Annotated in this window: 19 protein-coding genes; 9 read left to right on the forward strand and 10 right to left on the reverse strand. The window is 45.3% G+C overall.

Features of this window, described 5'->3' with window-relative positions:
- Nucleotides 1–1,118, forward strand: a 1,118-nt coding sequence (locus QUB12_RS02585) for a calcium-binding protein (RefSeq protein WP_445300651.1), incomplete at its 5' end; no start/stop codon positions are given.
- Nucleotides 1,119–1,246: 128 nt separating this feature from the next.
- Here QUB12_RS02585 and QUB12_RS02590 read toward each other — a convergent pair.
- Nucleotides 1,247–7,012: an AAA family ATPase gene (locus QUB12_RS02590; RefSeq protein ID WP_333305331.1), complete on the reverse strand. Its 5,766-nt coding sequence runs from the start codon at nucleotides 7,010–7,012 to the stop codon at nucleotides 1,247–1,249.
- 203 nt (nucleotides 7,013–7,215) lie between these two features.
- Here QUB12_RS02590 and QUB12_RS37460 point away from each other — a divergent pair, with 203 nt between their 5' ends.
- Nucleotides 7,216–7,320, forward strand: a complete 105-nt coding sequence (locus QUB12_RS37460) for an IS1/IS1595 family N-terminal zinc-binding domain-containing protein (RefSeq protein WP_445251657.1) — start codon at nucleotides 7,216–7,218, stop codon at nucleotides 7,318–7,320.
- 654 nt (nucleotides 7,321–7,974) lie between these two features.
- On the opposite strand, the gene QUB12_RS02600 is transcribed toward QUB12_RS37460, so the two are convergent.
- The 3 genes from QUB12_RS02600 to QUB12_RS02610 are packed head-to-tail and all read right to left on the reverse strand — an operon-like array spanning nucleotide 7,975 to nucleotide 9,217.
- Nucleotides 7,975–8,382, reverse strand: coding sequence for a DUF6575 domain-containing protein (locus QUB12_RS02600; protein ID WP_333142370.1), 408 nt, complete (start codon nucleotides 8,380–8,382; stop codon nucleotides 7,975–7,977).
- Between the two features lie 9 nt (nucleotides 8,383–8,391).
- Nucleotides 8,392–8,784, reverse strand: a complete 393-nt coding sequence (locus QUB12_RS02605; protein ID WP_333104410.1) for a hypothetical protein — start codon at nucleotides 8,782–8,784, stop codon at nucleotides 8,392–8,394.
- A 40-nt stretch (nucleotides 8,785–8,824) separates the two neighbouring features.
- Entirely contained in the window at nucleotides 8,825–9,217 is a 393-nt protein-coding gene (locus QUB12_RS02610) for a hypothetical protein (RefSeq protein ID WP_333050108.1), read from the reverse strand.
- Nucleotides 9,218–9,700: 483 nt separating this feature from the next.
- Here QUB12_RS02610 and chlP point away from each other — a divergent pair, with 483 nt between their 5' ends.
- Nucleotides 9,701–10,921 carry a geranylgeranyl reductase gene (chlP, locus tag QUB12_RS02615; RefSeq protein WP_333214679.1) on the forward strand — a complete coding sequence of 407 codons (1,221 nt, stop codon included), beginning with the start codon at nucleotides 9,701–9,703 and terminating at the stop codon, nucleotides 10,919–10,921.
- A 197-nt stretch (nucleotides 10,922–11,118) separates the two neighbouring features.
- Here chlP and QUB12_RS02620 read toward each other — a convergent pair whose 3' ends face one another.
- Nucleotides 11,119–11,661: a Dps family protein gene (locus tag QUB12_RS02620; protein WP_242723503.1), complete on the reverse strand. Its 543-nt coding sequence runs from the start codon at nucleotides 11,659–11,661 to the stop codon at nucleotides 11,119–11,121.
- Between the two features lie 363 nt (nucleotides 11,662–12,024).
- Between QUB12_RS02620 and QUB12_RS02625 the strand changes: the two genes are divergently transcribed.
- The 3 genes from QUB12_RS02625 (at nucleotide 12,025) to QUB12_RS02635 (ending at nucleotide 14,619) form a co-directional block, all read left to right on the forward strand.
- Nucleotides 12,025–12,270, forward strand: a complete 246-nt coding sequence (locus QUB12_RS02625) for an Asr1405/Asl0597 family protein (protein ID WP_333305334.1) — start codon at nucleotides 12,025–12,027, stop codon at nucleotides 12,268–12,270.
- Nucleotides 12,215–13,006, forward strand: a complete 792-nt coding sequence (locus QUB12_RS02630; protein WP_333305336.1) for a (2Fe-2S) ferredoxin domain-containing protein — start codon at nucleotides 12,215–12,217, stop codon at nucleotides 13,004–13,006. Before QUB12_RS02625 ends, QUB12_RS02630 begins: the two co-directional genes overlap by 56 nt.
- 278 nt (nucleotides 13,007–13,284) lie before the next feature.
- Nucleotides 13,285–14,619, forward strand: a complete 1,335-nt coding sequence (locus tag QUB12_RS02635; RefSeq protein ID WP_333305338.1) for a hypothetical protein — start codon at nucleotides 13,285–13,287, stop codon at nucleotides 14,617–14,619.
- 158 nt (nucleotides 14,620–14,777) lie between these two features.
- Here QUB12_RS02635 and QUB12_RS02640 read toward each other — a convergent pair whose 3' ends face one another.
- Entirely contained in the window at nucleotides 14,778–15,869 is a 1,092-nt protein-coding gene (locus QUB12_RS02640; RefSeq protein WP_333305339.1) for an RNA-guided endonuclease TnpB family protein, read from the reverse strand.
- 42 nt (nucleotides 15,870–15,911) lie between these two features.
- Nucleotides 15,912–18,047: a flavin-dependent dehydrogenase gene (locus QUB12_RS02645; RefSeq protein WP_333305341.1), complete on the reverse strand. Its 2,136-nt coding sequence runs from the start codon at nucleotides 18,045–18,047 to the stop codon at nucleotides 15,912–15,914.
- A gap of 422 nt (nucleotides 18,048–18,469) precedes the next feature.
- On the opposite strand from QUB12_RS02645, the gene QUB12_RS02650 reads away from it, so the two are divergent.
- Nucleotides 18,470–19,903: a transposase gene (locus QUB12_RS02650; protein ID WP_333142377.1), complete on the forward strand. Its 1,434-nt coding sequence runs from the start codon at nucleotides 18,470–18,472 to the stop codon at nucleotides 19,901–19,903.
- A gap of 116 nt (nucleotides 19,904–20,019) precedes the next feature.
- Entirely contained in the window at nucleotides 20,020–20,253 is a 234-nt protein-coding gene (locus QUB12_RS02655) for a hypothetical protein (RefSeq protein WP_190662685.1), read from the forward strand.
- Between the two features lie 284 nt (nucleotides 20,254–20,537).
- On the opposite strand, the gene QUB12_RS02660 is transcribed toward QUB12_RS02655, so the two are convergent.
- Complete coding sequence (locus tag QUB12_RS02660; RefSeq protein ID WP_333142378.1) at nucleotides 20,538–21,119, reverse strand: hypothetical protein; 582 nt, start codon at nucleotides 21,117–21,119, stop codon at nucleotides 20,538–20,540.
- Nucleotides 21,120–21,260: 141 nt separating this feature from the next.
- A complete protein-coding gene (locus QUB12_RS02665; protein WP_333142379.1) occupies nucleotides 21,261–22,340 on the reverse strand; it encodes a M23 family metallopeptidase in 1,080 nt (359 codons plus the stop codon).
- Between the two features lie 160 nt (nucleotides 22,341–22,500).
- On the opposite strand from QUB12_RS02665, the gene QUB12_RS02670 reads away from it, so the two are divergent.
- On the forward strand, nucleotides 22,501–23,214 hold the full coding sequence (locus QUB12_RS02670; RefSeq protein ID WP_333301090.1) for a phosphatase PAP2 family protein: 714 nt from the start codon (nucleotides 22,501–22,503) through the stop codon (nucleotides 23,212–23,214).
- Nucleotides 23,215–23,217: 3 nt separating this feature from the next.
- Here QUB12_RS02670 and QUB12_RS02675 read toward each other — a convergent pair whose 3' ends face one another.
- A complete protein-coding gene (locus QUB12_RS02675; RefSeq protein ID WP_333301088.1) occupies nucleotides 23,218–24,102 on the reverse strand; it encodes an aspartoacylase in 885 nt (294 codons plus the stop codon).
- Nucleotides 24,103–24,280 lie beyond the last annotated feature (178 nt).

The raw sequence follows: 24,280 nt of genomic DNA on the forward strand, positions 1-24,280 counted from the left end.
CAACTCCGACTCCAACGCCAACTCCGACTCCAACGCCAACTCCGACTCCAACGCCAACTCCGACTCCAACGCCAACTCCGACTCCAACGCCAACTCCGACTCCGACAACAACTCCAACTCCGACAACAACTCCAACTCCAACGCCAACTTCAGGTACTCCCGCTGTCATTTTCCTTGAACCACTTGGCAGTACCGACGTACTCGAAAGCTTGGGCAACGATATATACAAAGTGCGACTAAATACTCAGCCAACTGCTAATGTCACCGTCGCTATTACCCCTGAAAGCCAAGTTACTGTCAGCCTACCTGCCCTTACTTTTACTCCCGCCAATTGGAATGTCGCTCAAACGGTAACGGTGACTGCGGTTGACGATGCGGTTGTTGAGGGCGATCGTGTCAGCCCAATTAGCCACGCCACTACCAGCACTGACACATTGTATAATAATCTCGTCGCCCCTCTCACAGTCAATATCAGCGATAACGATAACTTAGGCGATGTCACAACCTTGTTGAAAAAGTCAGTAATCGGTTTGACAGATAAGGACGATCGCCTCACAGGATCGGCATTAAACGACATTATCCACGCACGCCCCGGCAATGACTATCTTCATGGCAAAGCAGGAGATGACTTGCTTTACGGACAAAAAGGGGATGACGGCATCAGGGGCGGTGATGGCAATGACATTATTTTTGGCGGCCAAGGGATTGATTTTATTCAGGGTGACGGCGGTACTGACTTGATTTACTCAGGTAAGGGAAACGATCGCATTTACGGAGGCGATGGCGACGATATATTGTTTGGCGACGCGGGCAATGACTACTTATTTGGAGAAATTGGTGCCGACACTCTCACAGGCGGATTGGGTTTTGATGTGTTTGCGATCGCGATCGATACTGGTGGAACAGACTTAGCCGCCGCCGATGTGATTAATGATTTCACCCTAAATCAAGACAAAATTGATTTAATTGGCCCCCTTGCTTTTAGCCAGTTAAATATTTATCAAGGAATCGGCGCTTTTGTTAGCGATACTATAATTCAGTATCAGGTAACAGGAGAATATTTAGCTGTCTTGAAAGGAGTCACTGCCAGCAGTATAGTTCAGGCAGTAACTGTTTAGACTTCGTATGTTGTTGCGCTTTAGCGCTAAAGCGCAACAACATACCTACCCGATTTCGATCGCCTAGTTTGTAGCGTGTCTCAGCAGTCGATCGTACTTTTGCTGTGATTTTCAGGTATAGCAACTGCTTAATGTAAATTGTGTAGCCTGTCTTTGATTTTTGTGCGAGTCAACAATGCAGACTCACAGCGTTCCCAGTACATTTTAGCGACGGCATCGCCCGGATTCTGACGCCAACACTCGGCAAACAGCCGCGCCGCTTCAGCAAATTTCCTTTCCCAGTAAATTGCCCTAGCTTCTGCAAACAATTCCAACGTAGCTAACTTGCCCTCTTTAATTTCTGGCGGGTCAGCATCAAAGACCTCATAAACTGTTACTAATTCAGATTTTCCCTTGACTTTTACCGTATCGAGGGTGCGGATTGCATACTGGGATGGATTTTCTAAACGCGAGTAAGTTGACGGTGTAATTAATAGCGACACCCCATAATTTTTTGTCAAACTTTCCACGCGAGAAGCTAAATTCACCGCATCGCTGATTACCGTCCCGTCCATGCGATTTTGACCGCCCACCGTTCCCAGCATCAAAGTTCCAGTATTAATTCCAATCCCAATCTGAATCGGCGCACAGCCAAAATTAGCGCGATTTTGATTGTATTCAACGAGGCAGTGCAGCATAGCAATTCCGGCTTTCACCGCATTATTCGCCTCGCCGCTAAACAGCGCCATTATCGCATCGCCAATATATTTATCAATAAACCCGTTATTTTCATTAATAACTGGTTCCATGCGAGAAAGATAGGAATTAATAAATCGGAAATTCTCCTTCGGCGTCATAGTTTCCGAAAGCGTGGTGAAGTCGCGAATGTCGGAAAATAGCACCGACATTTCTAACTGCACTTGGTCGCCCAATTCCACATCAATAATGCTTGATTTATCTAAAAACTGAAGGAACTGATTGGGAACGAAGCGCTCGTAAGCTTGGTTGAGTAGAAACAGTTCAGCGGTAAATCTGATTCGCTCAGTGTCTGCTTTTTTACGCTCCGTGATATCTTGAAAGGCTACAAGTGCATAAGAAATATTGTCCTTTTCATCATAGATGGGAGTACCCCAAGCCTCGATCGGAATAATCTTGTTGCCTTGGTGGATTTCCATATCGTCAGCGGTGGCACTTTCGCCCCTCAACGCTCGCACAATTGGCAATTCAGCAGAGGAATATTCCCGATCGGTACCAGCTTTATACACTTGATAAACCTCGGAGATTTGTTCGCTGGTGACGTTAGGAATAACTCCTTTACCTAATAATTGAATAGCAACGCGATTACTATAGTAAGGTTTGCCAGAAGCATCCAGCACTGACACCCCCACTGGAATTGCTTCTAAAAATTGAGTCAGCCTGTTTTCACTTTCGCGGATTTCTGTATAGAGTTTAGAATTTTGAATTGAGATAGCCGCTTGTCCCGATAACAGTTTTAATAGTTCCACTCTTTCTGGGGTAAAAGCTCCGGCTGTCAGATTGTTTTCTAGGTAAACAATACTGACGATTTGAGATTGGTTAATCAGCGGTACACATAAAATTGATTTGGGCTGATGCTTTTGGATGTAGGGGTCGTTGGTAAATTGTCCCGATCGGACAGCATCATCAAGTACCACGCTTTCTTGAGTGCGGGCCACATAGTTGACAATTGCGGAGGAAAGTTCCTGACAATTTTCAACTGAGATTGACTGCAACACGGTAACTTTTTCATAATTTATTGTCCCTTCAGCTTCAATTAACAGTTTTCCCTGAGTTGACAAAATCAGATATCCTCTTTGCGCCCCTGCATTTTCCATCAAATTTTTCATCAAGCTAGACATTAACTTATCCAGCAATATTTCCCCAGAAATCGCCTGAGAAGCTTTCATTACTGTGGTGATATCTAAGTTATTACCCGAACCTGTGGTGGTCACTGTTGCGGTAGTTTTAGTGTTTTTATTTCCCGGTTTTGGTTTCAATAACTGAGGATATCGCGTTTGTAAATCTGTTACCTTAGCAGTGGCTCCCCATTGGACATAACAATAATATGCCTCAATCATGTAGAGTTGGGCAAAATTTTCTTTACCCCATTCTATGTAAAATTTGGCTGCGAGTTCGTTGGCAAGGGCTTCTTCGTTGAGGAATTGATTTTCTTTAGCTCCAGCAATGGCGCGATCGTACATTTCAATAGCCTCAGCTTTATTGCCCAAAACGCGATAGCGTTCTGCCTCAACCAAATACCATTTATGTAGATGATTCATGGGAGCATTTTGTGCCCATTGATGCAGATTAGTTTGATAAATTTCCACTTGGACGAGAATTTCAGTTTGTTCCATTTCTGGCTGTGTGGAGAACAGTGCCAGGTGTGTCAGTGCTGCATAAAAATGAAAAATAGGAGTAAAAACCATTCCCGATACTGCCATTAAATACTGCTTGGCTTGAGCAATGTGGTTTAGGGCCCCAGGGTAATTGCCAAAAACGTAGGCCAGTAGCAGTTTATAGATGTAGGCTATAGCGATACCATTGAGGTCATAGTCCTGATAATGCTTAGGAAGCATACTCGTTTCATCGTAGGCAGTTCCAATTAAGCAGTCCGGCCGACTTATGGTTTCCCTTAAGTTCTGCATCATCTGCCGCGTCATATCCAAATAAGTCTGGGGAGAACATTGCTTTACCTGCGCCATGACAGCGCTGTAACCTGCTATTTCTGGTTCCCAATTGTCTAGTTCTACCCCACCGAAAAAGTGGGCATAAAAGTATAGACTTATGTTGTAGCCAGCGTGTAGAAAATCACCAGTTTCCATGCCAGCCGTAAAGCCATCTTTTAGCGTAGGTATCGTTGCCCTCAAAGATTCTTGGCAATGCTGAATAAAGCCCCCAAACATAACTAAAATGGTGGACTTGAATTCCCGCATATTAAAGTGTTCGAGCAATGAGAGCGCTAATTTGCCAAAGGCATGACCAGTTTCTACTTCTCCCAAAAAAGCACACAACACCATACCGTGAATTGCATATCCCACGCTTGATGCGGGTGCATTCCCAAAGGAGAGCGATAAACTTACCATCGTGGAGCTAAGTAGGGGCATCGAACTCGGCATTCCTATAAAGATGGAAGCATATAACGTTCCTAATAATGGCATGGCAGCCTGAGCCTTGGCATCAGTTATCACAGGCAAGTCAACCAGTTTTTCCACCCTTCTTCCCTGGAGTTGACTGGCAAGGGTTTGTAGCGCCTTGCCAATCTTGGCTTCGTCAGGTTCGGTAGGGAGTTCAACCCCCAGTTGCAAGAGTGCATCTCTGCCCACTGCGATCGCCTCCAACAGCTTGCCCTGGGCTGTCTGGGCGGCAATTGAAATTTCGTAAATTTTAACTTTGTCTAAAATCGTCTTAGCTTCTTGCAACACCTGTGCTGCCATCTGTTCCATGTTTTCAAGGTCAGCATTCAAATAGGCGGCTTCGGCAGCAGCAACATAGAGATTCAGCGTCAACTCATACTGACTTTGCCAGCAGTTGGCTCTCAGTAGCTCAATCCCTGTTTGCAGATAGGTCATTGCGGCTGCGTAGGCGGTAGAATTTCTAGCCTTACGTCCAGCTTCTAAGTTTAGTTGGGCTAAGGCTTCTCGTTCGCTTAATTGATTGATTAACTCAATTCCTTGATTCAAATGCCCCACAATATCAAAGAGTTTTTCTTCTATTTCTATATCCGAATAATTTTGGACAAGTAACTGTCCGATTTTCAGATGAATAGCTTGTTTTTGGTTGTCAGGAATCAAGGAATAAGCCGCTTGCTGGACGCGATCGTGCAGGAAGCGATAAGTTGGATTGGTAATAGACTCAGTATTGGATTGAGCATCTGTTGGAATGAAGCATTTATAGCCTTCTGTAATGGGTAAAATGAGTCCTTCTTGCAATGCTTTCCACAGGGTTGATGCCGTTTTTTCGGGTAGTTCTTCGTTGACTATTGCCAATCTCTCTAAATCAAACTGCGCTCCAATGCACGCGGCAAGTTTGAGGACATCCTGAGTTTGTGCAGGCAACTTCTGCAATTGCACCGCCATAAACTCCACCACATCCGAGGCGTGGGTAAGTCTAACTTGAGCAATATCGCACTGCCACCCCCCTTTACTTCCCCCCTTAGTAAGGGGGGACACAGGGGGGTCAAAGATAATTTGACCATCTTCATACAGCGACTTGAGGAATTGAGTAGAGAAAAAGGGATTACCTTTGGTTTTTTGATAAACCAATTCTGTCAAAGGTTGAGCAAAAGATAAATCACAAATCAGCGTATCTGCTACCAACTGATTTAGATCTGCTAAACTCAACGGTTCCAGGGTAATCGTATTCACCACTGCCCCAGACTTCACAATCTCATCCACAGTCAACATAAACGGATGAGCTGGTGATACCTCATTATCCCGATAAGCACCCAATACTAACAGATGCCCGGTATCTTCCATCAATAGTTGTAGCAATTTCAGCGATGCCGAATCTGCCCACTGCAAATCGTCCAGAAACATCACTAAGGGATGTTCTGCTTGGGTAAATACTTGCACAAATTTCTGCATCAGCAGATTGAAGCGATTTTGGGCGGCACTCCCCGACAATTCTAGTGCAGGACTTTGAGGGCCAATGATGTGTTCTAATTCAGGAATTACGTCAATCAAGACTTGCCCACTCTCGCCTACTGCGGTGAGAATCAGGGTTTTCCATCTGTGTAACTGAGCGTCAGTTTCTGATAATAATTGTCCCATCAATTCCCGAAATGCTTGCACAAATGCTGAGAAAGGAATATTGCGTTGAAATTGGTCGTATTTGCCTTTGATAAAATAGCCACCCTGTCGGGCGATCGGCTTATGGACTTCGTTCACTACTGCGGTTTTTCCAATCCCAGAAAAGCCAGCCACCAGCATCATTTCGGCGCTACCGATACTGACTCGCTCAAAGGCAGCTAATAGATGATCAACTTCACTTTCTCTGCCGTAGAGTTTTTCGGTAATCAGGAAATGGTCTGTAATATCCAGCGTTCCCAAGTCAAATTCTTCTATGCTATCGGTTTCTTGTAATTGAACCAGACACATTTCTAAATCCTGCTTGATACCCAATGCAGTTTGATAGCGATTTTCCGCATTTTTTGCCATCAGCTTGCTGACAATTTGCGAGACAATTAGGGGAATTTCTGGCTTGATTTCGTGCGGGGCAACTGGTTGTCTGGCAATGTGGCAGTGAACTATCTCTAAAGCATCTTTTGTCTCAAAAGGCAATTTTCCTGTCAGCAATTCGTAGAAGGTGACGCCGAGGGAGTAAAAGTCAGTCCGGTAATCGAGAGTGCGATTCATCCTGCCAGTTTGTTCTGGCGAGATGTAAGCGAGAGTTCCTTCAAGAACGTCGGGGTTTTTCAGGGTTGGCGTTTCTCGCGTTAGCTGAGTAGAAATACCAAAGTCGATAATTTTTAATTGTTTTGTTTCGGGGTTGTAAACAATATTCGAGGGGTTAATATCTTTGTGGATGATGTTGGCGCTGTGAATTTGCCCTAAAATTTCAGTTGTGGCGATCGCAATTTGCAGAAATTCCTTGAGGCTAAACTTTCGCTCCTGCATCCATATTTTCAAGGATTCCCCGCCAAAGTCCTCCACAAAAATCACGAGGCTGTTTTGGTATTTTTGCAAGTCATAAACTTGCACGACTCCCGCCTCTTTCAGCTCTCGCGTGATGCGGTATTCGGTGCGGTAGCGTAGCAATTCTTGAGGTGTGGGGTAGCTTTCTTTGAGCAGTTTGAGGATGAGCGGTTGGCGATCCGCTTCCCGAATCGCCCGGTAAACCAGAGAATTGGCACTTTCGTAAAGCAGCTTCTGGACAGCAATACCTGGAATGGAGAGCATATTTATTTTTCTGGTAAAAATTAAAGCTAACTCAAAACGCACCGGGTTCGTTGTGTCGAGAATAGCGCTTTAGAAAGGAACAAATTATGTTTTTATAACACAATCTTAATTTTTCGGCAGCGAAGTGGCTTTCAGGTGGTCTGGCATAGTAAGAGTAAGGAGTTATCATGCGACGTACCTAAGCCTTGTTAATTCTCAACTCCATGAATTGTCACCGTTTCGGTTATCCAAACATCGTTAAAAATTGTCCCACCCCCAGCGCTAAGCAAAATTTTGAATGTCGAGATTGTCACAGGCAGTTTGTTTAAAACCCCAGACATCAAAGGATTTCAGAAGAAACAAAAAATTGAGCGATCGGCTTTTATTATAAAAAATATCTTGAGTGGCGATTGTCAAATTCACGAGGGTGTCCCCGCTGGTTCCAATACTATGTGTGTTTCAACAATTAGGATCAGTCCCCCGGAAAGTTCAATTAAAGTCAAAAAACCAAGGCAAGCTAACGATCCAATGTGATGAAATGTAGTCGTTTTTAGGCAATAAGGGGAACAAGCACTGGAAAGAGCGGGCCAATTGATGCCTTAAGCAAAGAAATTCTAGGGGTGTATATAGGAAGTCGAGTTGAAATGGGTGCTAAAGGTTTTTGGGATTCCCTCCCAGTAGTGGACAGACAATGTGCCGTCTATTATACAGATTTTGGGGCCACCTCTAAAAAGTTTTCGCTCCCCAGCGACACAAACCTGTCGGCAAAGATACCGACCCAACTTTTGATATCGAAAGATTAAATAACACCCTGAGGCAAAGCATATCTCGCTATTGTTGTAATAAATTGTAAAAAAGAGTCTGTCCTAATCTACAAAGCTCTCCCATTATGCGGGGATATTCTGGTATGTATCATCATTACAACGCTTTTTACCCGTAAAAATATTTAGGATTTTTCCTTGCTATGCAGGACTACCAAAAAATCAACTCACCTCTTGCTTTTGAAACAATGCCGGCAAAGGTTCGTCCCCAAAATCAAGCAATTCACCAGCCATAGGAAGCCATTCATCATTTAGTTCTTGGCAAGAAACAGCTATCACCCTGTCAAAACTATCGTCGCAGGGGATGATAACTTCATAAACAAAACCATCTTCAGCGGTTACAAAAGCATCTCGGATATCAATACTTCCCGACCGAACCCGCTTAAACCGACCGATAGACATGGGAACATAAAACCATCTTCCCATTTCTTTTGTTTGACTTGCCCAAACTGCAAGAAATATCTGTTCTGACGCATTTCGGCAAGCAAATAGGCACGGTACATCGTAATACTCGTAAACCTCGATAATTTCCAATTTGCCTAAATGAGTAGACTCTGGAAGCAGGCTCATAACTATACCTCACTCAGTGACATCAACAGCTTCAAATAAAGTCAAGGCTTCAACGTTAACTGGAACCCACCAACTGTGGTGAGAATTCTTAGTACCCGGTGAGGGAGTGTGCTTGATTCGTCCTGAATCGGGAGTCAAATTTGCCACAGCAACTTTCATATTTTTAAACCGACCAGTTCTGCGGTTAACTGTCACATCATCTCTTGAAGTAAAAACAGAGAGAGCACAGGAACGGCATTCTTTTTCGCTGTCAGGAAATTGTCGATTTGGGTAAAGTTGGCGGACTGTCAAAAAATCATCAGCCGTTGCAGAATCTTGTTGAATCAGGCGATAAACTCGATCGCACGGCTCTTTAGCGTCGTTTGGCGGGCAATCAGGTGGGAAACAATCGGGCCACTGCATTCGATAAGCTTTTAGATGATGTTGCTCTACTTCCTACTTCCTACTTCCCCTTACCCTTCCCGGCTACAAACTCCCGCAGCCGGAGTAAACTAGCCGTTTGCCCCAAATTCAGCGGCAGCAGCGACACTCCCTCCAACCGAGACTGCACCCAACCATCGCCCCAATACCATTCGTGAAACCCGTCAATTCCCTGACTCAATAACAGCCGCAGACAATTGTGCTCAACAATATCAACGTGATGCTGAACTGCCACGGGGCCCAGCCAACTTGTAAAGGTCAAACCTTGAGCAAATTCTTCCGGCAAACCGCTAGACAACTGCTGCGGCCACAGCCACTGCTGCAATTGAGTTGGACGCAACAAGCTGTCTCTAATCGCTGTTTCGGAAGCTTCAAGCTCAATCCGCAGGTTGCTTTGTTGAAAATTACCGAGCATAAGAATTTTAGATATAACTGCAAGTAACTTTAATGTAACTTATTGGACTGGTTCTAACCTATTCCGGGCGGGCTCTTCGGCTCAACCCCTACTCCCCACAAGCAGAAAATTCACTCTTTGTGGAACAGCCTAGGGAAGCTTGTTCATGTCCGGGCGGGCTCTTCGGCCCAACCCCTACTCCCCACAAGCAGAAAATTCACTCTTTGTGGAACAGGCATCTTGCCTGTTCTTAGAAAATAGGGCAAAATGTTCGATCGCACACCAGGGCAGATCAAGGCACATCACCGTCCATCCACCTTCATCTACACTAAAAAATTTAAGATATTCGATCGCACCTACTGCCCGAAACCCAATTTTCGTATCGAACTGTTAAGCTCTGTTTCATTTCATTGAAATCTCCCCTGCTTCACGCCACCGCATCCCAAGTCCGTGATACCATCACACCTGAGTAATGCCTATAGAAAAAAACTGGAGAGAAAAGCTTTGACACTAAGGGTTGCAGTAGTAGGTTCAGGCCCTGCGGGTTCTTCCGCCGCCGAAACATTGGTAAAAGCAGGCATCGAAACATACCTATTCGAGCGTAAATTAGACAACGCCAAACCCTGCGGTGGGGCGATTCCCCTGTGCATGGTCAGCGAATTTGACTTGCCGCAAAGTATTATTGACCGCCAAGTCAGAAAAATGAAAATGATCTCCCCCTCCAATGTCGAGGTGGACATCAATATTGAAAACGCACACGAATACATCGGTATGTGCCGCCGCGAAGTGCTCGATGGCTTCATGCGCGATCGCGCCGCTTCCTTGGGTGCAAAACTGATTAACGGCACCGTTCACAAATTAGAAATTCCCGGCAACAATACAGACCCCTACACTCTCCACTATGCCGACCACTCCGACGGCAGCGCAATGGGTATTCAGAAAACTCTGAAAGTGGATTTGGTAATTGGGGCTGACGGCGCTAACTCTCGCGTAGCAAAGGCGATCGACGCTGGCGACTACAATTATGCGATCGCCTTCCAAGAGCGCATCCGCCTGCCGGAAGATAAAATGGCTTACTACGAAGACTTAGCCGAAATGTACGTCGGCGACGACGTATCTACCGACTTCTACGCTTGGGTGTTCCCCAAATACGACCACGTAGCCGTCGGTACCGGCACGATGAAAGTCAATCAAGCCAGCATCAAAAAGCTGCAAGCAGGCGTCCGCGCCCGCGCTGCCAAAAAACTGATGGGCGGTGAGATTATTAAAGTGGAAGCTCACCCCATCCCGGAACATCCGCGTCCTCGCCGGGTTGTCGGCCGAGTTGCTCTCGTAGGCGACGCCGCAGGTTACGTTACCAAGTCTTCTGGCGAAGGTATCTATTTTGCCGCCAAGTCTGGCCGGATGTGCGCCGAAACTATTGTTGAGATTTCCAATAAAGGCGCGCGCATTCCGACTGAAGAGGAAATCAAGCTTTACCTGAAGCGGTGGGATAAAGCCTACGGCATTACTTACAAAGTTCTCGACATTTTGCAGCGCGTGTTCTACCGTTCCGACGCTACCCGCGAAGCTTTTGTGGAAATGTGTGCCGATCGCGATGTGCAGAAACTCACATTCGATAGCTACTTGTATAAAACAGTAGTACCAGCAAATCCTTTCATCCAGATGAAGATTACTGCGAAAACCATTGGTAGCTTGTTGCGTGGCAATGCTTTAGCGCCTTAATTGCCTGCTGGAGAACTTCCCCCAGCTCCCCGACTTTTTGGAGAAGTCGGGGAACTCAAATTTTATCGCACATTGTATAAAAAAGCGCGATCGGTTAAAAAGCCGATCGCGCTTTTTTAGATATACTCTTAGTCTGCGGAGGCAGACTTTGTGTGTGTAGTAGCGGTTTCAACCGCCGAGTAACAGCAAACCGATGATTAATTCAAGTTCAACTGCACTAAAGTATCGGGGGCGAGGAAGTGGGAAATGTGATAAGCTCGCTCTTCTGTTTTTAGCAGGATTTTTTCGTAGAGGTAGCGGGTAGCTCGATCGCCCAAACTTTCTGCTTGTCCTGCTTGACGCCGCAGCAAACCAAGGATAGCTTGCTCTGCAATTAAATCGTGTTCTAGCATTTGGCGGCAGGAATATACGCCGTCGGCTTCCGGCTCAAAACAGCACAACTCAGCTAACTTGCTAAAGCTAGCTGCTGGTATGCCGCCCAACCCGTTTAACCGTTCGCCCAACTCGTGGACGCTATCTTGAGCTTCTCCGTAGCTTTCTTCAAAGAATTTGTGCAAGGAGTAAAATTCTGCCCCTTCCACCACAAAATGATGTTTTTGATATTGCAGGTATAAAGCCTGAAAACTGGCCAGCAGCGCGTTCATTCCTTCACAAATCGGTGCTGTGACTGAATGTTCCAGTAGAACTGGGTTTTCGGCTATGTGGCCAAATGGTCTCAATGCACTCTGAGTCTGGGCCATGTGTGTTCTCCTCTCAATAGGCAGTTTTGTTGCCAATAGACTTCAGTCTAGCACCCTAGATTTACCAGTCAAGTAGCGTCTACCTCGATAGTAGAAAATTTTGTACAGTAGGAAAATTTTTTTCTAAACCTATTGAGAATTATTAGCAGTTGGGTTATGCTTAAAAAGATTCTCGTTCTGAACGCTTCCTGAAAATGGGGCGAACCTTCTGAAGGCAGAAGGCAGAAGGCAGAAGGCAAAAGGCAGAATTTTTCAGGAAGGGCTTTTGATAATCCTTGAGGTTCTGCTGAAATCTGGCTTTTAACTTCTCCACGCTACCAGTCAGGAGCAAAAATTAATGCAAATTATTACTGTTGTTAAAAAATGAATCCAGCAGATCCAGAATTAGAAGTTTGTGACATTGTGCAAGTGGGTTGGCTAGATAGGTGGCAAGTTTACAAACGCTTGCAAGAGCTAGAAATTCCCTGCTGGTGTGCGGTTGACCAACCTTTGCGGGCAAAAGTCAACACTGCTAAACAAGCGGCTCAGTTAATGAGCGTGTTGAGGCAAGTCAGTGCCCCTCGATACGAACTGGTGCAGTGGCTGGAATGCTGCTGGCAAATTGGGTAAAGGTAGAAGGAAGTTCGGCAACGAGCAGCGTACAAGATGTAACGGATGTAACGGATTTAAAGGAGTCATAACAATGTATAAATCTGGCAAGCAAGTTTCCGAATTCAGTTTAGAAGGAGAAATCCTCGGCCTAATTATTGAAGATGGTTGCAAACTTAAATATTTGCGAATTAGCAACGATCGGGGAGTAGAATATCTTGTTAAACTTTGCAAGGAATTGCGGGCATTTCTGTCGCCTATTTTGACACCGGGGTTGAGAGTTCAAGTTGTAGGTGAGAAAGAACTTAACTTGAAAAACGGTAAAATAAAACTTAAAGCTCGCAGCCTCAAGCTGGCTCAGGGTCACAACGATCGATCGCACGAACAGCTCGACTCCACCAATGGGCCTGTTGCGGTATTGACATCCGACGATCGCGCGATCGCTAAAACCGAAGTCAGCTCTCCCACAGCAGCTCAAACTGTAAAAGCTCCGGCAAAAACCCAAACCAAAATATTAGTATGTCAAAAATCAGACTGCCTGAAGCGGGGCGCTGGAGGAGTCTGTAAAGCTTTAGAAAATGCTTTGAATGCGCGCGGTTTAGAAGACGAAGTGACAGTACAGGGAACCGGATGTCTCAAACAGTGTAAAGCAGGCCCAAATATAGTTGTGATGCCGGACAAAACTCGCTACACTCGCATTGCACCGGCAGAAGTTCCAGCAATCATTGACAAACATTTTTCAGTTGTTAAAGCTTAGGCGATCGCACGGATAGCGAAACAGTGCGTTAGAGATCGGGAAAAATTATTTTAATAGGACTCTGGGCGAAAAACTCACGTCTGTAGGGCGATCGCAGGCGCATCTTACGCCTTAATTTGAGTTCGGGTTGTAGTTCGATCGATCGCGCCACTCGATTCAGACGCTATTGTCCTAAAAAACAGAAAAAATGACAACAACTATCACTGAGGGGCTTCCTTCTGTAGAATCTCTAAGGATAGACTGTATCTGAGACCCTGTGAGTATTGGGATAAAAAGCCATGTCAGAAGCTGATCTTCGAGCCCATCAGCACCAACCGCACCCTGCTGTTCCATCCGATACCGAACCATTTCATTCAGATTTTGCTGCTACTGGGGGTTTTGAGCCGATCGCCCCCGATGCGACAGACACTCCCGCAACGGTTCCCCAACAGCCAGAAGAAGACTGGCAAACAGTAGATTTTCCCAACGCCATCAGCGTAGATGCAATTCCCACAAAACCTGAAACAAAAAATTCGCAATCTCCGACACAGCCGACTGAGGCGGGCTCGCCCCCGATGTCAGAGAATCTAAAAAATCTGCTTGGGAATGCCGAACAGGCCAAGGGCAAAGGATCGACCCCAGTCACCCTTATGCAAGCGCTGCACGAATGCAACCGCGACCTTTTACAGCGCATCGCGCAGCTAGAAACAGCTCTGGAAGAGTCCCAAAAAACCTTGCAGAATCGCGAAACTTTGCTAGAACAGCGGACTGCAGAACTCGAAAATACTCAAGAACAATTGACGCGGTTGTTTGGCAAAGTGGAAGTTTCCCATCAAACCCTCCAAAGTCAAGAAATTTTAGTCGAAAGTTTAAGAAGTCAGTTGGCAACCAGCCAAGTCAGGCTAGCGACTGTTGAGCGAGAATGTGCGTCTACTGTGCAGCGCTACAACGAACAGTTACACCAGTTAGTAGCCACAGAAAATATTTGCAGGGAATTGCGAGCCCGCTTGCACCGCCAGCAGCGCCACACTCTGCAATTCAAAGCTGCCTTGGAAAGAAGTTTGGACAGGCCACAGGTAAAGTCGCCGAGGATCGAGCAGCCTGACAATAATCTGGAAACCGCCAGCGCACAATTAGAATCTTTGCTCGCGGCGGTCAAAAGCTCTCAGATGCCAGTGCCGCCAGCCTTCAACGCTTCCCCTGTCCAACCTTGGTCGGAACCAGAAGGGCTTCTAGAGGTAGCCGCTGCTACCGAGGCGATCGAGCCTGAATCCCCAGCCAATCTGGAACTCAACAAATTAGCCGAAGTGTCCGGCATTCAATTGCAGAAGAGCGAAACCAACCAGCCTGATGAGCCTGCAACTGACTCGGCCGAACCGGTTGCGGAACCTGAACTGCCGATGGCTGAGTCTGAACCCGCCGAAACTGCTACCAAAGTGGAGGCTCAAGAATTGGCTAGGGCTTTTCAAATTTTGAACTCTGTTGAAACCTTTGGCATTCAAGAAGTGCGATCGAGTGTGGCAAAACCTACAGCAGTCGCCCAACCAGACTGGCTGAGCTTGATTGCCAGTCCGCTGCGGGCTTCTAAAAAACGTCGATCGTTAGCTGAAATTGAATTGCCGAGTTTTCGATAGCGAACTGAAGTTGCTAGTTTTGAGTCAACACTCAAAACTCAACACTGCTTTGTAAAACTTATCTAAACTTACCTAAAGCCATCTTTAGACACAATTCGGAGTTTACTTCCTACGCTGTTGGGTAGACGGCTAATCCCAAGATAAGTAGGCTATCCCCCTCAAGCCGAGGGTTCCCAGTTTAAAATGTTGATGCTGGCGTTGAAATCACGATCTAAAGATATGCCACAAGCGGGACAGTCAAAAGTCCGAATGCTTAGTGGCATATCTTTTTTAGTGCCACAATTAGAACAAGTTTTAGTGCTGGGGAACCATTGGTCTACCAGCACTAAATTTGCCCCATACATTTTACACTTATAATCGAGTTGACGTTTGAACTCGTAAAAACCTATATCCGATATTGCCCCGGACAGCTTGTGGTTCGCCATCATTCCTTGAACGTTCAAGTTTTCAATCTTAATTAGCTTAAAAGTTTGGGCTAAATAAGTTGTTAGCTTGTGAAGAAAATCTAAGCGAATACGAGCTATCCGTGCATGGAGCCGACGGATTTTATGGTAGGTTTTGCGCTGATTTTGGGAGCCTATTACCTGTTTTGATGCTTGGCGCTGCAAGGTAGCAAGCTTGGTTTTCGCTTTTTTTAACGGCTTCGGCGCCTCAAAGACCTGCTGAGTTGACAGCGTGGCCGCATACTTGATGCCTAAATCGATTCCTACAGCATTCTCAGGTTGTTGAACTGGCAAACGTTCGGCATCAACGCCAAAGGAAACAAACCAACGACTTCCTTCTTTTGAAATCGTAAAAGTTTGAGACACATAACCGCATTCTAGGGCTTCGTAGAGTCGAAAAGTTCCCAATGTAGGAATCTTGATCGTGCTGCCAGCATTTAGTAAAACTTTGCCGTTAGACGAATCAACTGTAAAAGATTGACCGTCTCGGCGACTAGCAAATCTTGGATGACCTGCTTTTCCAGAGCGATACCGACTAAAAGCATCTTTCAAGTCAATCAAAGCATTTTGATAAACTCGACTAGATAATTGATTCATCCAAGCGAATTCAGGCTGTTTCTTGACGTAGTGGGTGAGAACTTTTTTGACTTCGTTAAGTACCTGTGAGTCCGTGAATTGTCCCCCGCTATACATTTGAGTCCGCAAGCTCAACCCCATGTTAAACACTACCCGCCGAAATCCTGCGTGTTTTGCCATCAAGGTCGCTTCCGGGTTATTCAATTTGAGCGCTCGCTTGACGGCAAACACAAAACTTCTCCTCAACGATTAACTATGGATATTTTTAGCGAACTATTTGGTACTTAAGTCTTGCTCTTTTCTCCCCTTTCCCATGCCGTAGGTGAGAGCATAGCTGGTAGCCAACAGCCATAGCCAAACAGCCGGATACCGGGGTTCCAACCAAGGTTGTACCCTGCGGGCGAAGCTGGGAAGCCATCCGAACAGCAAACTGGCCAAAGCCAGCAGAGTAAAATTCAAGTAACTTCCCAGCCAGCGCCAAATATCCCCCAAGGTGACAAAATCTAAAATCCACAAGAGGAGAGAAGGGTTTTTTCCCGCTGCTTCGATCGCCAGTCGATTGAAAGTTAGCCAGTCGGTTCTGTCTTTAATAAAAGTTTCGGCGACGGCGAGTTTTTGTGCTGCCAAAATACCGAAAAAGGTATTGAGCATTGAATTAATTCTTTGGGGTGGCAAACTGCTGCCGGTAGGAACCATCATGCCTTTAGAAAATAGCCAAGTTACTGAAACATTGCTCTGGTAGGCGCGAATTTGGTTTAAGTGATTTGCCGTCAACAAATTGTGCTTTAATGCTGTATCCAAAAGGTCTGTTAAGCGGAAAAGATTGCGGACAAGAGAGCCGAAGCCGGTGAAAACGAGGGGAGATTGCAAGGATGCTGCGTCGCCGATCGAGACTAGGCGATCGATCGCCACGGAGCGATCGCTACTGTTGCTGCTAAAATGCCCCGGAATATAACCAAAGGTGGGTTTTTTCCAAACCAATTTATCGACATCGCAGCGGCGGTATTCCGGCAAAATTGCGAAAAAATCCTCGTACATTTCCAGCAAAGAACCGGGATTCTCTGGATGTACTTGGTGGTAGTGAAATAGATAAACTGTCAGTTCTGTGCCGGCGCCGGGAAACAACTCCCAAATGAGCTGGCGTCCGCGGGAAATGTCCCCGTGAGTGTGGAGTACATCCCCGTACTCGGAATCCCATATTCCCGGCTCAAATCCTCCGTCGATGACTGCTCCCACTGTCGGACAAACGCTGTCAAAAGTCCGCCCTTCGTTCAATTGCCAAGCGATGGGAGAAGCCGAACCCATTGCATCCACCAGCAGCCGTCCTAATGCAGTGCGATCGGCTTTTGTCGGCAAGTGGCGGCCCTGAACTACTACTTTTTCTGCTTCAACATCGGCTCTGATAAACTCAGTTTCGTCCCAGATTTCCCCGCCAGCTTCTGTTAGCTTCACTCCCGCTAAATTCAGCAATTTCTCTCCGTCCAAAGCTACATTTAGTACCTTCGGTGTGTGCAGAACTGGCGCTTTAGCCACGAGCGGATTGTTAGCATCAAAAAACTTGTTGTAGCCATCTTTGTATTCTCTGGCAATCAAAGTTTCGATTTCTGCCGCAGTAAATAAACCCAAATCAATTAAGCTTTGAATTTCATCCCGCGAAATATTCCACTCGCGATTCATCCGCCCGAAAGGCATTCGTTCAACTAGCAGCACCCGGTAGCCCAATCTCGCCATGACTGCGGCGTGAATCACTCCCAAGGCCCCGCCAATATAAATTAAGTCATAAAAAGTATCGCCAGAATCAGACACCGAAATCGTGTCTTCTACCTTCTTCCCTGTTCCCTCTTCCTTCAAAAACACTACTTGTTTTGGCTTTTGAGGATTGCGAGTGCTTTCGCGCCAACGCTGTTCCCACCAGTAGACGCGCTTGAGGTCGTATTCGCCATTCGGCATTTTTTGGAAGTATTTGACGGTCAATGGGTAATAGGGGGCAAGATCGTCAAAAATTGACTGTTTGGAGAGGTCTATGACAGGGGGTTCCCGGTAGCGATCGGGAAACTTGTTTCTCACAGCAAGATTCAGAGCTTCCAGGAACTTTCTTTCTCCAGCGGGGGCGTCTTCTAGACGAAAGACTTTTAAATAAGTTGTGCGCTGCAGTGACCAGACAAAGGTGGAAAGTTCTGTCGATCGCCAATTTTGGTTTCCTGAATTGGTGTCAGCCAATGCGGGTTTTGGATTGGCCTTTTGAGTTCCAGACTTGAGAACCTCGGCTGTTGTGGCCGGTGAAAGCAGGCGAAAACCGTCAGGAGTAATAATTTTTTCTCCGATTCCGGGATCGAATTCGTGCTGCAACCAAGTGCAGACGGCTGCTGTATCTGGTGTCGGGACTTCTAGATAAAGAATTTCTTGCATGATTAGGCTCTCAATGCTGAATAAATTAATAAAGATGGGGGAGTTGACAAGGGAGCAAAGTAGGCTATACTCCCGAATACTTATTGAGTTTTAACTGTCAGCCGAGAAGTCTCTCGGTATATTTAGAGGGGAAACATCTGAGCGCAAGCGCGAAGTACCCCAAATAAATTACGCCCGCGTGATGAAAGGCGCGTCGGTCGTCGCGGACGAAGACCGACAATTATACACCGTGAACACATTGAGTGATAATGTACCTCATGATTGTTGAAAAAGTTATAAACTCTCGCAGGAAATCTGTTTTTAAATTAACAACTTGCCAGAGACTTATATTGTTTACGAAGGTTGATTATTTCTTATTATCAGTATTGTCTTCGTGACCGACACCAACTATACTGTAAAAAGGTCGAAAAAGGAAGTTTCTTATGCAGCTAACTTACAAATACCGCCTTAAACCTACAAAAGCTCAACTAACAACCATTACAACACACCTAGAGCTTTGTCGCAGGCAATATAACTACCGACTAAGTGAAAGATTTAGATGGTGGGAGTCAACGAGAACGACTATTAACGCTTGCCCTCTGACTGCATCTATAGTTCCAATTGAAGAAGTCTATAAAAATATCCCTTTGACCAGGGTACAAACTAGAGATGGTAGAAAAAAAGATGAATTAGGTAATCCTTTAACGAAAAAAGGTGATGTTTTCTCAAACGTTGAAGGCGGTTATGTGCAATGGCAAACCATACAGTTAGCTGACTTAAAAAACACCAAGAAGCTATTTTCTGATTATAAAAACCTAGATTCTCAGGTTTTGCAGGATGTGGTCAACCGAGTGGAAACTTCCTTTTCAAATTTTACAACACCGGACAAAAACGGCAATCGTAGAGGTCAACCCAAATTCAAGGGTTTCCATTACTACAAATCTTTTACTTACCCTCAATTGGATAATCTCGATATTATCAAGGATGAGCAAAATAGGATTTGTATTGACCTCAAAAAAATAGGTCAAGTACCGATGGTTTTTCATCGTCGAATACCGACAGGTTTCAAGGTTAAGACTGGAAGTGTTATCAAAGAAGCAGATGGGTGGTATATTTCCCTGACGCTAGAAGATACAACAGTTCCCGTAACGGTTGTAGAAATTCAACCGACCGAAGAAAACAGTCTCGGTATTGACTTGGGAATCACCAATTATGTCTATCTTTCCACTGGCGACAGAATTGAAAACCCTAGGTTATTAAGGAAATATGCTGAGAAATTAGCAAGACTTCAAGCGAAGCTAGCTAATAGAGTCAAGAATTCTAAACCTTGGCAAATTATCAAGGGTAAAATTTCTAAACTCCACCAATTTGTAGCCAGGGCAAGGCTGGATTTTCAATTCAAAGCAGCACATGAGTTATTTAGCAAATGTGATGTTTTAATAGTTGAAGGTTTGAGTATCAAGAATCTGACTAGACGCGCCAAGCCTAAGACTGATATTGAGAATGGTAACTTGGTTTATTTACCAAATGGGCAAGCTGCTAAAAGTGGTTTGAATAAATCAATGCTTGATGCGGCTCACGGTCAATTTGTGACCGTCCTCAAATATGTTGCTGGGAAATTAGGTAAGAGCGTTTTGTTTATAGATCCCAATGGAACTTCTCAACACTGCTGGAATTGCCTCAATAAAGTACCGAAAGAATTGTCTGCGCGGTGGCATTCCTGTCAGTGTGGAGAATCTTTGGATCGAGACGAAAATTCAGCTAAGCTGATCAAAAAGATTGGCCTGAATTACAAAAGTGGCGGGGGAACTTCGTCACTCAAAAAAGCCTTTGCAAAAAAGGAAAAAGAAGCCTGCGGTTTAACTGTACCCAGTTGACCGTCAGGTTCGTTCACATAAGTTTACAATGTTCTCAGATTTTTAGGTTTTCGATCGCTCTTGCTCTCGGTTGGCCCGCAGTGGCTGAATATCTACTCCTTTCGGTATGCAATCTCATGAATTATCCCATTCCTACGAATCCTCAAGAAATGATTGCTTTGCGACAGCAGCCGCTGAATGAAGAATTGGTGGCGTCGGCGATCGCGGGTGTGATTCAAATAGCTCGATCGCGATCTCAGTCTTTGGATGAATTGAAGGCTGAGGTACTAGCCGACGACAATCTGCTCGATTTTGCTCAGAGGCTATGGCTGAGCGACATTGTGGCTCAAGCTTGGAACAATTTGCCCTAAATTCTCCCCATCCAAACCACCCTCCCGAACGCTCGCGTTAGACGGGGAAGGATGAGCGATCAAGCCGGCGACAACAAGCTGATGAAAGCTAGATTGTCCCGGAGAATTTGTGATGTTGTAAAAATTATGGTTAAGTCATTGTTAAATTTATCTATATTGAGCAAATTTCATATAGCAACCGCCAAGGCGGCGCCGGACGATATCGATTGCTGAAACCCTCGCTCTCATTACGTCGGCCTCCTGCCTCCTGCCTCCTGCCTCCTGCTATAAGTTGGCTCCCAGTTTCATAGGTGATCTGCATCGATCAAATATTTTAAAATGCCAATAATTTTACTAATATTATCAATAAAATAATCATTTAAATCAACTTCCATAAGTTGATTACTAAGCCGTAAAAATTTCCAATTGGTTCCTGTTGTGACCACTCCATATATTTCGGAAATATTATTGTTTCTTCTTTCATTAAAGATTTGAGCGGCAATCATTTCTGCCATACATTGTGGAAGCCCAGCTTGGATATTATCATTTTTAGCTTCTACTAAGGCGACCACGGGCGCTTTGATTAGCAATTGTTCGGGAGAACGACTAATCATAAAATCACAGAAACCCGTTAATCCTTTTCCTAAATCTACATTAAACTCTTTTCCTGAAAAAAAGCTAATTTGATACTTAAACTGCTTTCTCAGTTCTACTAAAATAGGTGTGACAATTAATTCGGAGCGAGCTTTTTCGGTATTAATTGCTAAAGCCAAAGAAATGTTTTCTTGCAGAGTTTGGCTGAGAAGCTCGCTATACTCGGCGTCGGGTAAATCGGCAAAAATACCAACTTTGTCAGCAATGGTTATGCCAAAGTTGGTTTCAATCATTTCTAGGTTTGTGAATTGGCTGTATGACATTTTTCTTACGAGCCCAGGAAAACTTGACCATCAAAAATGAAAAAATATTGTTGTTATTTTAACATATTTGATGCTCGTTTTCAAAGGAATTTGGTATGAGTAACTTGGCGACTAACGCAACTCTACTTCTCGCTTGACTTCTGCCAAAACTCGATCGCCCCGCATCAACCGGTATTCGGCCCGCCAAACTCCCGGAATCACAGGAGAATTTGTACTGTTTCTTTTGCCGACATAACCCAACCAAGTGCGGCTGGGGGCTTTAATTTCATTGGTCTGATCGGCGATGGTTGTGCCGTTGGGTGCAAATAATTTGTATTGTTCGCGATCGCCCTTGAGCACTCCGTAACTTTGCACCCAAAACAACAAGGCTGGACTGTTTGCAGGGAGTTGAGTCCCGGAAAATTTTCCTTCCCAGACAGCGTTCTCGTCCGGCGGCTTATTGGCAAAACCGGCCCGAATTAAACCTGTGGAAATATAGTCTAGAGGTTTGTCCCAGATGGGATTGCGGGCGATGTTGCAGCCTACCTTCGCGTCGGGGCCGACAAACGGATCTACGGGTTTGCCTTGATAGCGAAAAGTTACGTGTACGTGGGGGAAAGATGCCATCCCAGAGTTTCCCACCATGCCCAAAACAGTGCCTTTTTGTACCTGCGTCCCCGGTTTGACGGCAACGCTGCCTTTGCGGAGATGACAGTAGTAGGATTCCCAGCCTGCGCCGTGATCGATCACTATGGCGTTACCGCATTCTGTGCCTGCGATGTTGGCTTTCTCTGTCTCGTTTTGTAAACGCCGATCGACCACACCATCTCGTGCTCGCAAAACTTTGCCTGCAGCGGAGGCAATAACTGGAACTCCTTTTGCCATTGCTTTGGCGTCGGGAATGGCAAAGTCTGTGCCGTCGTGGCCGTCGTAGGTTTGACGCCCGCAGCCAAAATCTACGGCGGTGGGGCCGGGTTCTCGATCGAAATACAGCAATACAAAACAATCTTTGCCTAGGGTACAGTCGATCGGCTGGCCGAATTGCGGGTTGTTGGGCTTTTGGGCGACTGCGGTAGAGACGAGACGCTGGGCGATGGTGTTGGCTTCGGCGATCGGGGCACTTACTCCGCTGTTATTAGCACAGCTAGACAGACTTGTCAACCCCAAGGTCAAGAAAATTGCAGAAATGTATTTTTTTGATAGTATAGTCATTCGCCCGTTGGATGTAAAAGCTGAGGTGGGTAGTGAAAAATCAATTAATGATTCAGAATAGAGGGGATCAAGAATCTAGACGATGGGTAAGGCGTTTTCGTTTCCTATATTTGTTGTATTATTTTGAGTTGGAAATTTTAAAATTTTAATGAGTTCAAGAATGGGTTCTAAAATTCGATCGCTCATTTCGATAATTCGGCTGGCCGGGCTTGCTGTTGCTGCTTTGGGGATGTGGGGATTTGCCACCATTGCCGAAGACGTGTTGGGAAAACAAAGTTACGCTTTCGATACATCTATTTTACTATATCTCAGGAGCCTTCACACTCCGCTGCGCGATGGAGTAATGCTGGGCTTTACCTTTTTGGGCGAGCCGAAGTTGCTGCTAGTGATTTGTCTGACGTTGGGTATTGTTTTGCTAGCGCGCAATCACCGATCGGAAGGTGCAACTATTGCGCTCGCGGCTGGGGGAGCGATCGGTTTAAATTTACTGTTAAAAAAACTTTTTGCCCGCGATCGACCTCAACTTTGGGAGCGCGTTGTTAATGTAACATTTTACAGTTTTCCTAGCGGCCACGCGATGATTTCAATGGTTATTTACGGTTTGCTAGGATATTTCTTGGGTGAACGCTTTCCCAAGCAGCGCTGGTCGATTTACAGCTTGACAGTTGTATTAATTGCTGCTATTGGTTTGAGTCGGCTTTACCTAGGAGTTCACTGGCCTACCGATGTTATTGCTGGTTATACGGCTGGTTTGGTGTGGCTGATTACCTGTATTATCACTTTGGAAATATGGAAGGAATTGCGTTCTTTTACTACGGCTTCTAAAGAGGAGTTTTTGTCACCAGAACCCTCTCCAGAAATAACTAATGACTAATGACTAATAACTAACAACTATTTGCTTTTGCGTAAAACACATGGCAATTCCTTTTTCGTAGTAAGCAGCCTCGTTAATGAAAATTGGATAAACGGTTGATTTACCTTCATACAAGAGCGACTCACCATCAAAGGTCAAAAACATCGGATCGCCGGGATTTAGGGCTTGATAATCTCTGGATTGCAGATCGGGATGAATCATTGCCTGAATTTCTCGGTTCTCGTTTCTGGGATAGTCGATCGCCCCAATGGTGTGATAAATAGTCAGGGGATTCTTTGCAGCAGGCATTGTGCCTTGATTGTAGGATTCTACGCAGTCTAATATCGTGCCGACAACTTGCTCAGTTTGCTGAAATAAAGACGCATCTAATATCCCTTGCGGGACTGCACCAACTTCCAGCGTACCGCCTAATTCGGAAAGCGATCGCAGCAAAGGACTATCATGATTCTTGGTTGTAGAAGCGAGTAGCTTGATGTGGGGATACACAGAGGTTAAATAAGCGGCTAGTTGCAGGTTAAATGGATGATGGCTGGCGAGAATAAATGTTACCCCCATGTTGGATGTGGTGCTGTGCAAATCGATAATTAAGTTGGGCAGATGAGTGTTTTTTGAGCTAAAAATGCCGTAGATTTCTTTCGCCCGCTGCGCTTCATAGCTGGAGAGATGGGGATTTTCTAAATCTTGCTTTCTAAAGCAGCGGTTGAGGTCGATATCGATGTAGCGTGTCCCGATTTCGCAAGCTTTGGGATTGGCTAGCAGGGCGATTGTTTCAAAAGTCGATCGCCCAATTAACTCTGGCGCGCGATCGAATTTCTTCACGAGGTAAATTCCTGTGAGTTCATTTCCGTGGGTTCCTCCCACTATGGCAACACGTTTAATTTGGTTCATAAACAAATAACTTCCTATCCCCAGCGTAGCACCATTTGTCATCTGTTGGTAAAAAACATGAGAAACGCGGTTTCTTTGTGTATTTATCGTTCCCCAACTAACGGGACTTAAACATAAAATACGATAAAAATAGGTTATAATGCTTACATAGCAAGCATATAACGTTAAAAAATGACCC

The organism is Microcoleus sp. B7-D4, assembly GCF_036705125.1.
Classification (GTDB): domain Bacteria; phylum Cyanobacteriota; class Cyanobacteriia; order Cyanobacteriales; family Microcoleaceae; genus Microcoleus.

Bases quoted from the DNA above. Each gene is read 5' to 3' on its own strand.
- QUB12_RS02590 (WP_333305331.1), bottom strand. From the start codon at position 7,012: ATGCTCTCCATTCCAGGTATTGCTGTCCAGAAGCTGCTTTACGAAAGT.
- QUB12_RS37460 (WP_445251657.1), top strand. From the start codon at position 7,216: ATGAATTGTCACCGTTTCGGTTATCCAAACATCGTTAAAAATTGTCCC.
- QUB12_RS02600 (WP_333142370.1), bottom strand. From the start codon at position 8,382: ATGAGCCTGCTTCCAGAGTCTACTCATTTAGGCAAATTGGAAATTATC.
- QUB12_RS02605 (WP_333104410.1), bottom strand. From the start codon at position 8,784: ATGCAGTGGCCCGATTGTTTCCCACCTGATTGCCCGCCAAACGACGCT.
- QUB12_RS02610 (WP_333050108.1), bottom strand. From the start codon at position 9,217: ATGCTCGGTAATTTTCAACAAAGCAACCTGCGGATTGAGCTTGAAGCT.
- QUB12_RS02620 (WP_242723503.1), bottom strand. From the start codon at position 11,661: ATGGCCCAGACTCAGAGTGCATTGAGACCATTTGGCCACATAGCCGAA.
- QUB12_RS02625 (WP_333305334.1), top strand. From the start codon at position 12,025: ATGAATCCAGCAGATCCAGAATTAGAAGTTTGTGACATTGTGCAAGTG.
- QUB12_RS02635 (WP_333305338.1), top strand. From the start codon at position 13,285: ATGTCAGAAGCTGATCTTCGAGCCCATCAGCACCAACCGCACCCTGCT.
- QUB12_RS02645 (WP_333305341.1), bottom strand. From the start codon at position 18,047: ATGCAAGAAATTCTTTATCTAGAAGTCCCGACACCAGATACAGCAGCC.
- QUB12_RS02650 (WP_333142377.1), top strand. From the start codon at position 18,470: ATGCAGCTAACTTACAAATACCGCCTTAAACCTACAAAAGCTCAACTA.
- QUB12_RS02655 (WP_190662685.1), top strand. From the start codon at position 20,020: ATGAATTATCCCATTCCTACGAATCCTCAAGAAATGATTGCTTTGCGA.
- QUB12_RS02660 (WP_333142378.1), bottom strand. From the start codon at position 21,119: ATGATTGAAACCAACTTTGGCATAACCATTGCTGACAAAGTTGGTATT.
- QUB12_RS02665 (WP_333142379.1), bottom strand. From the start codon at position 22,340: ATGACTATACTATCAAAAAAATACATTTCTGCAATTTTCTTGACCTTG.
- QUB12_RS02670 (WP_333301090.1), top strand. From the start codon at position 22,501: ATGGGTTCTAAAATTCGATCGCTCATTTCGATAATTCGGCTGGCCGGG.
- QUB12_RS02675 (WP_333301088.1), bottom strand. From the start codon at position 24,102: ATGAACCAAATTAAACGTGTTGCCATAGTGGGAGGAACCCACGGAAAT.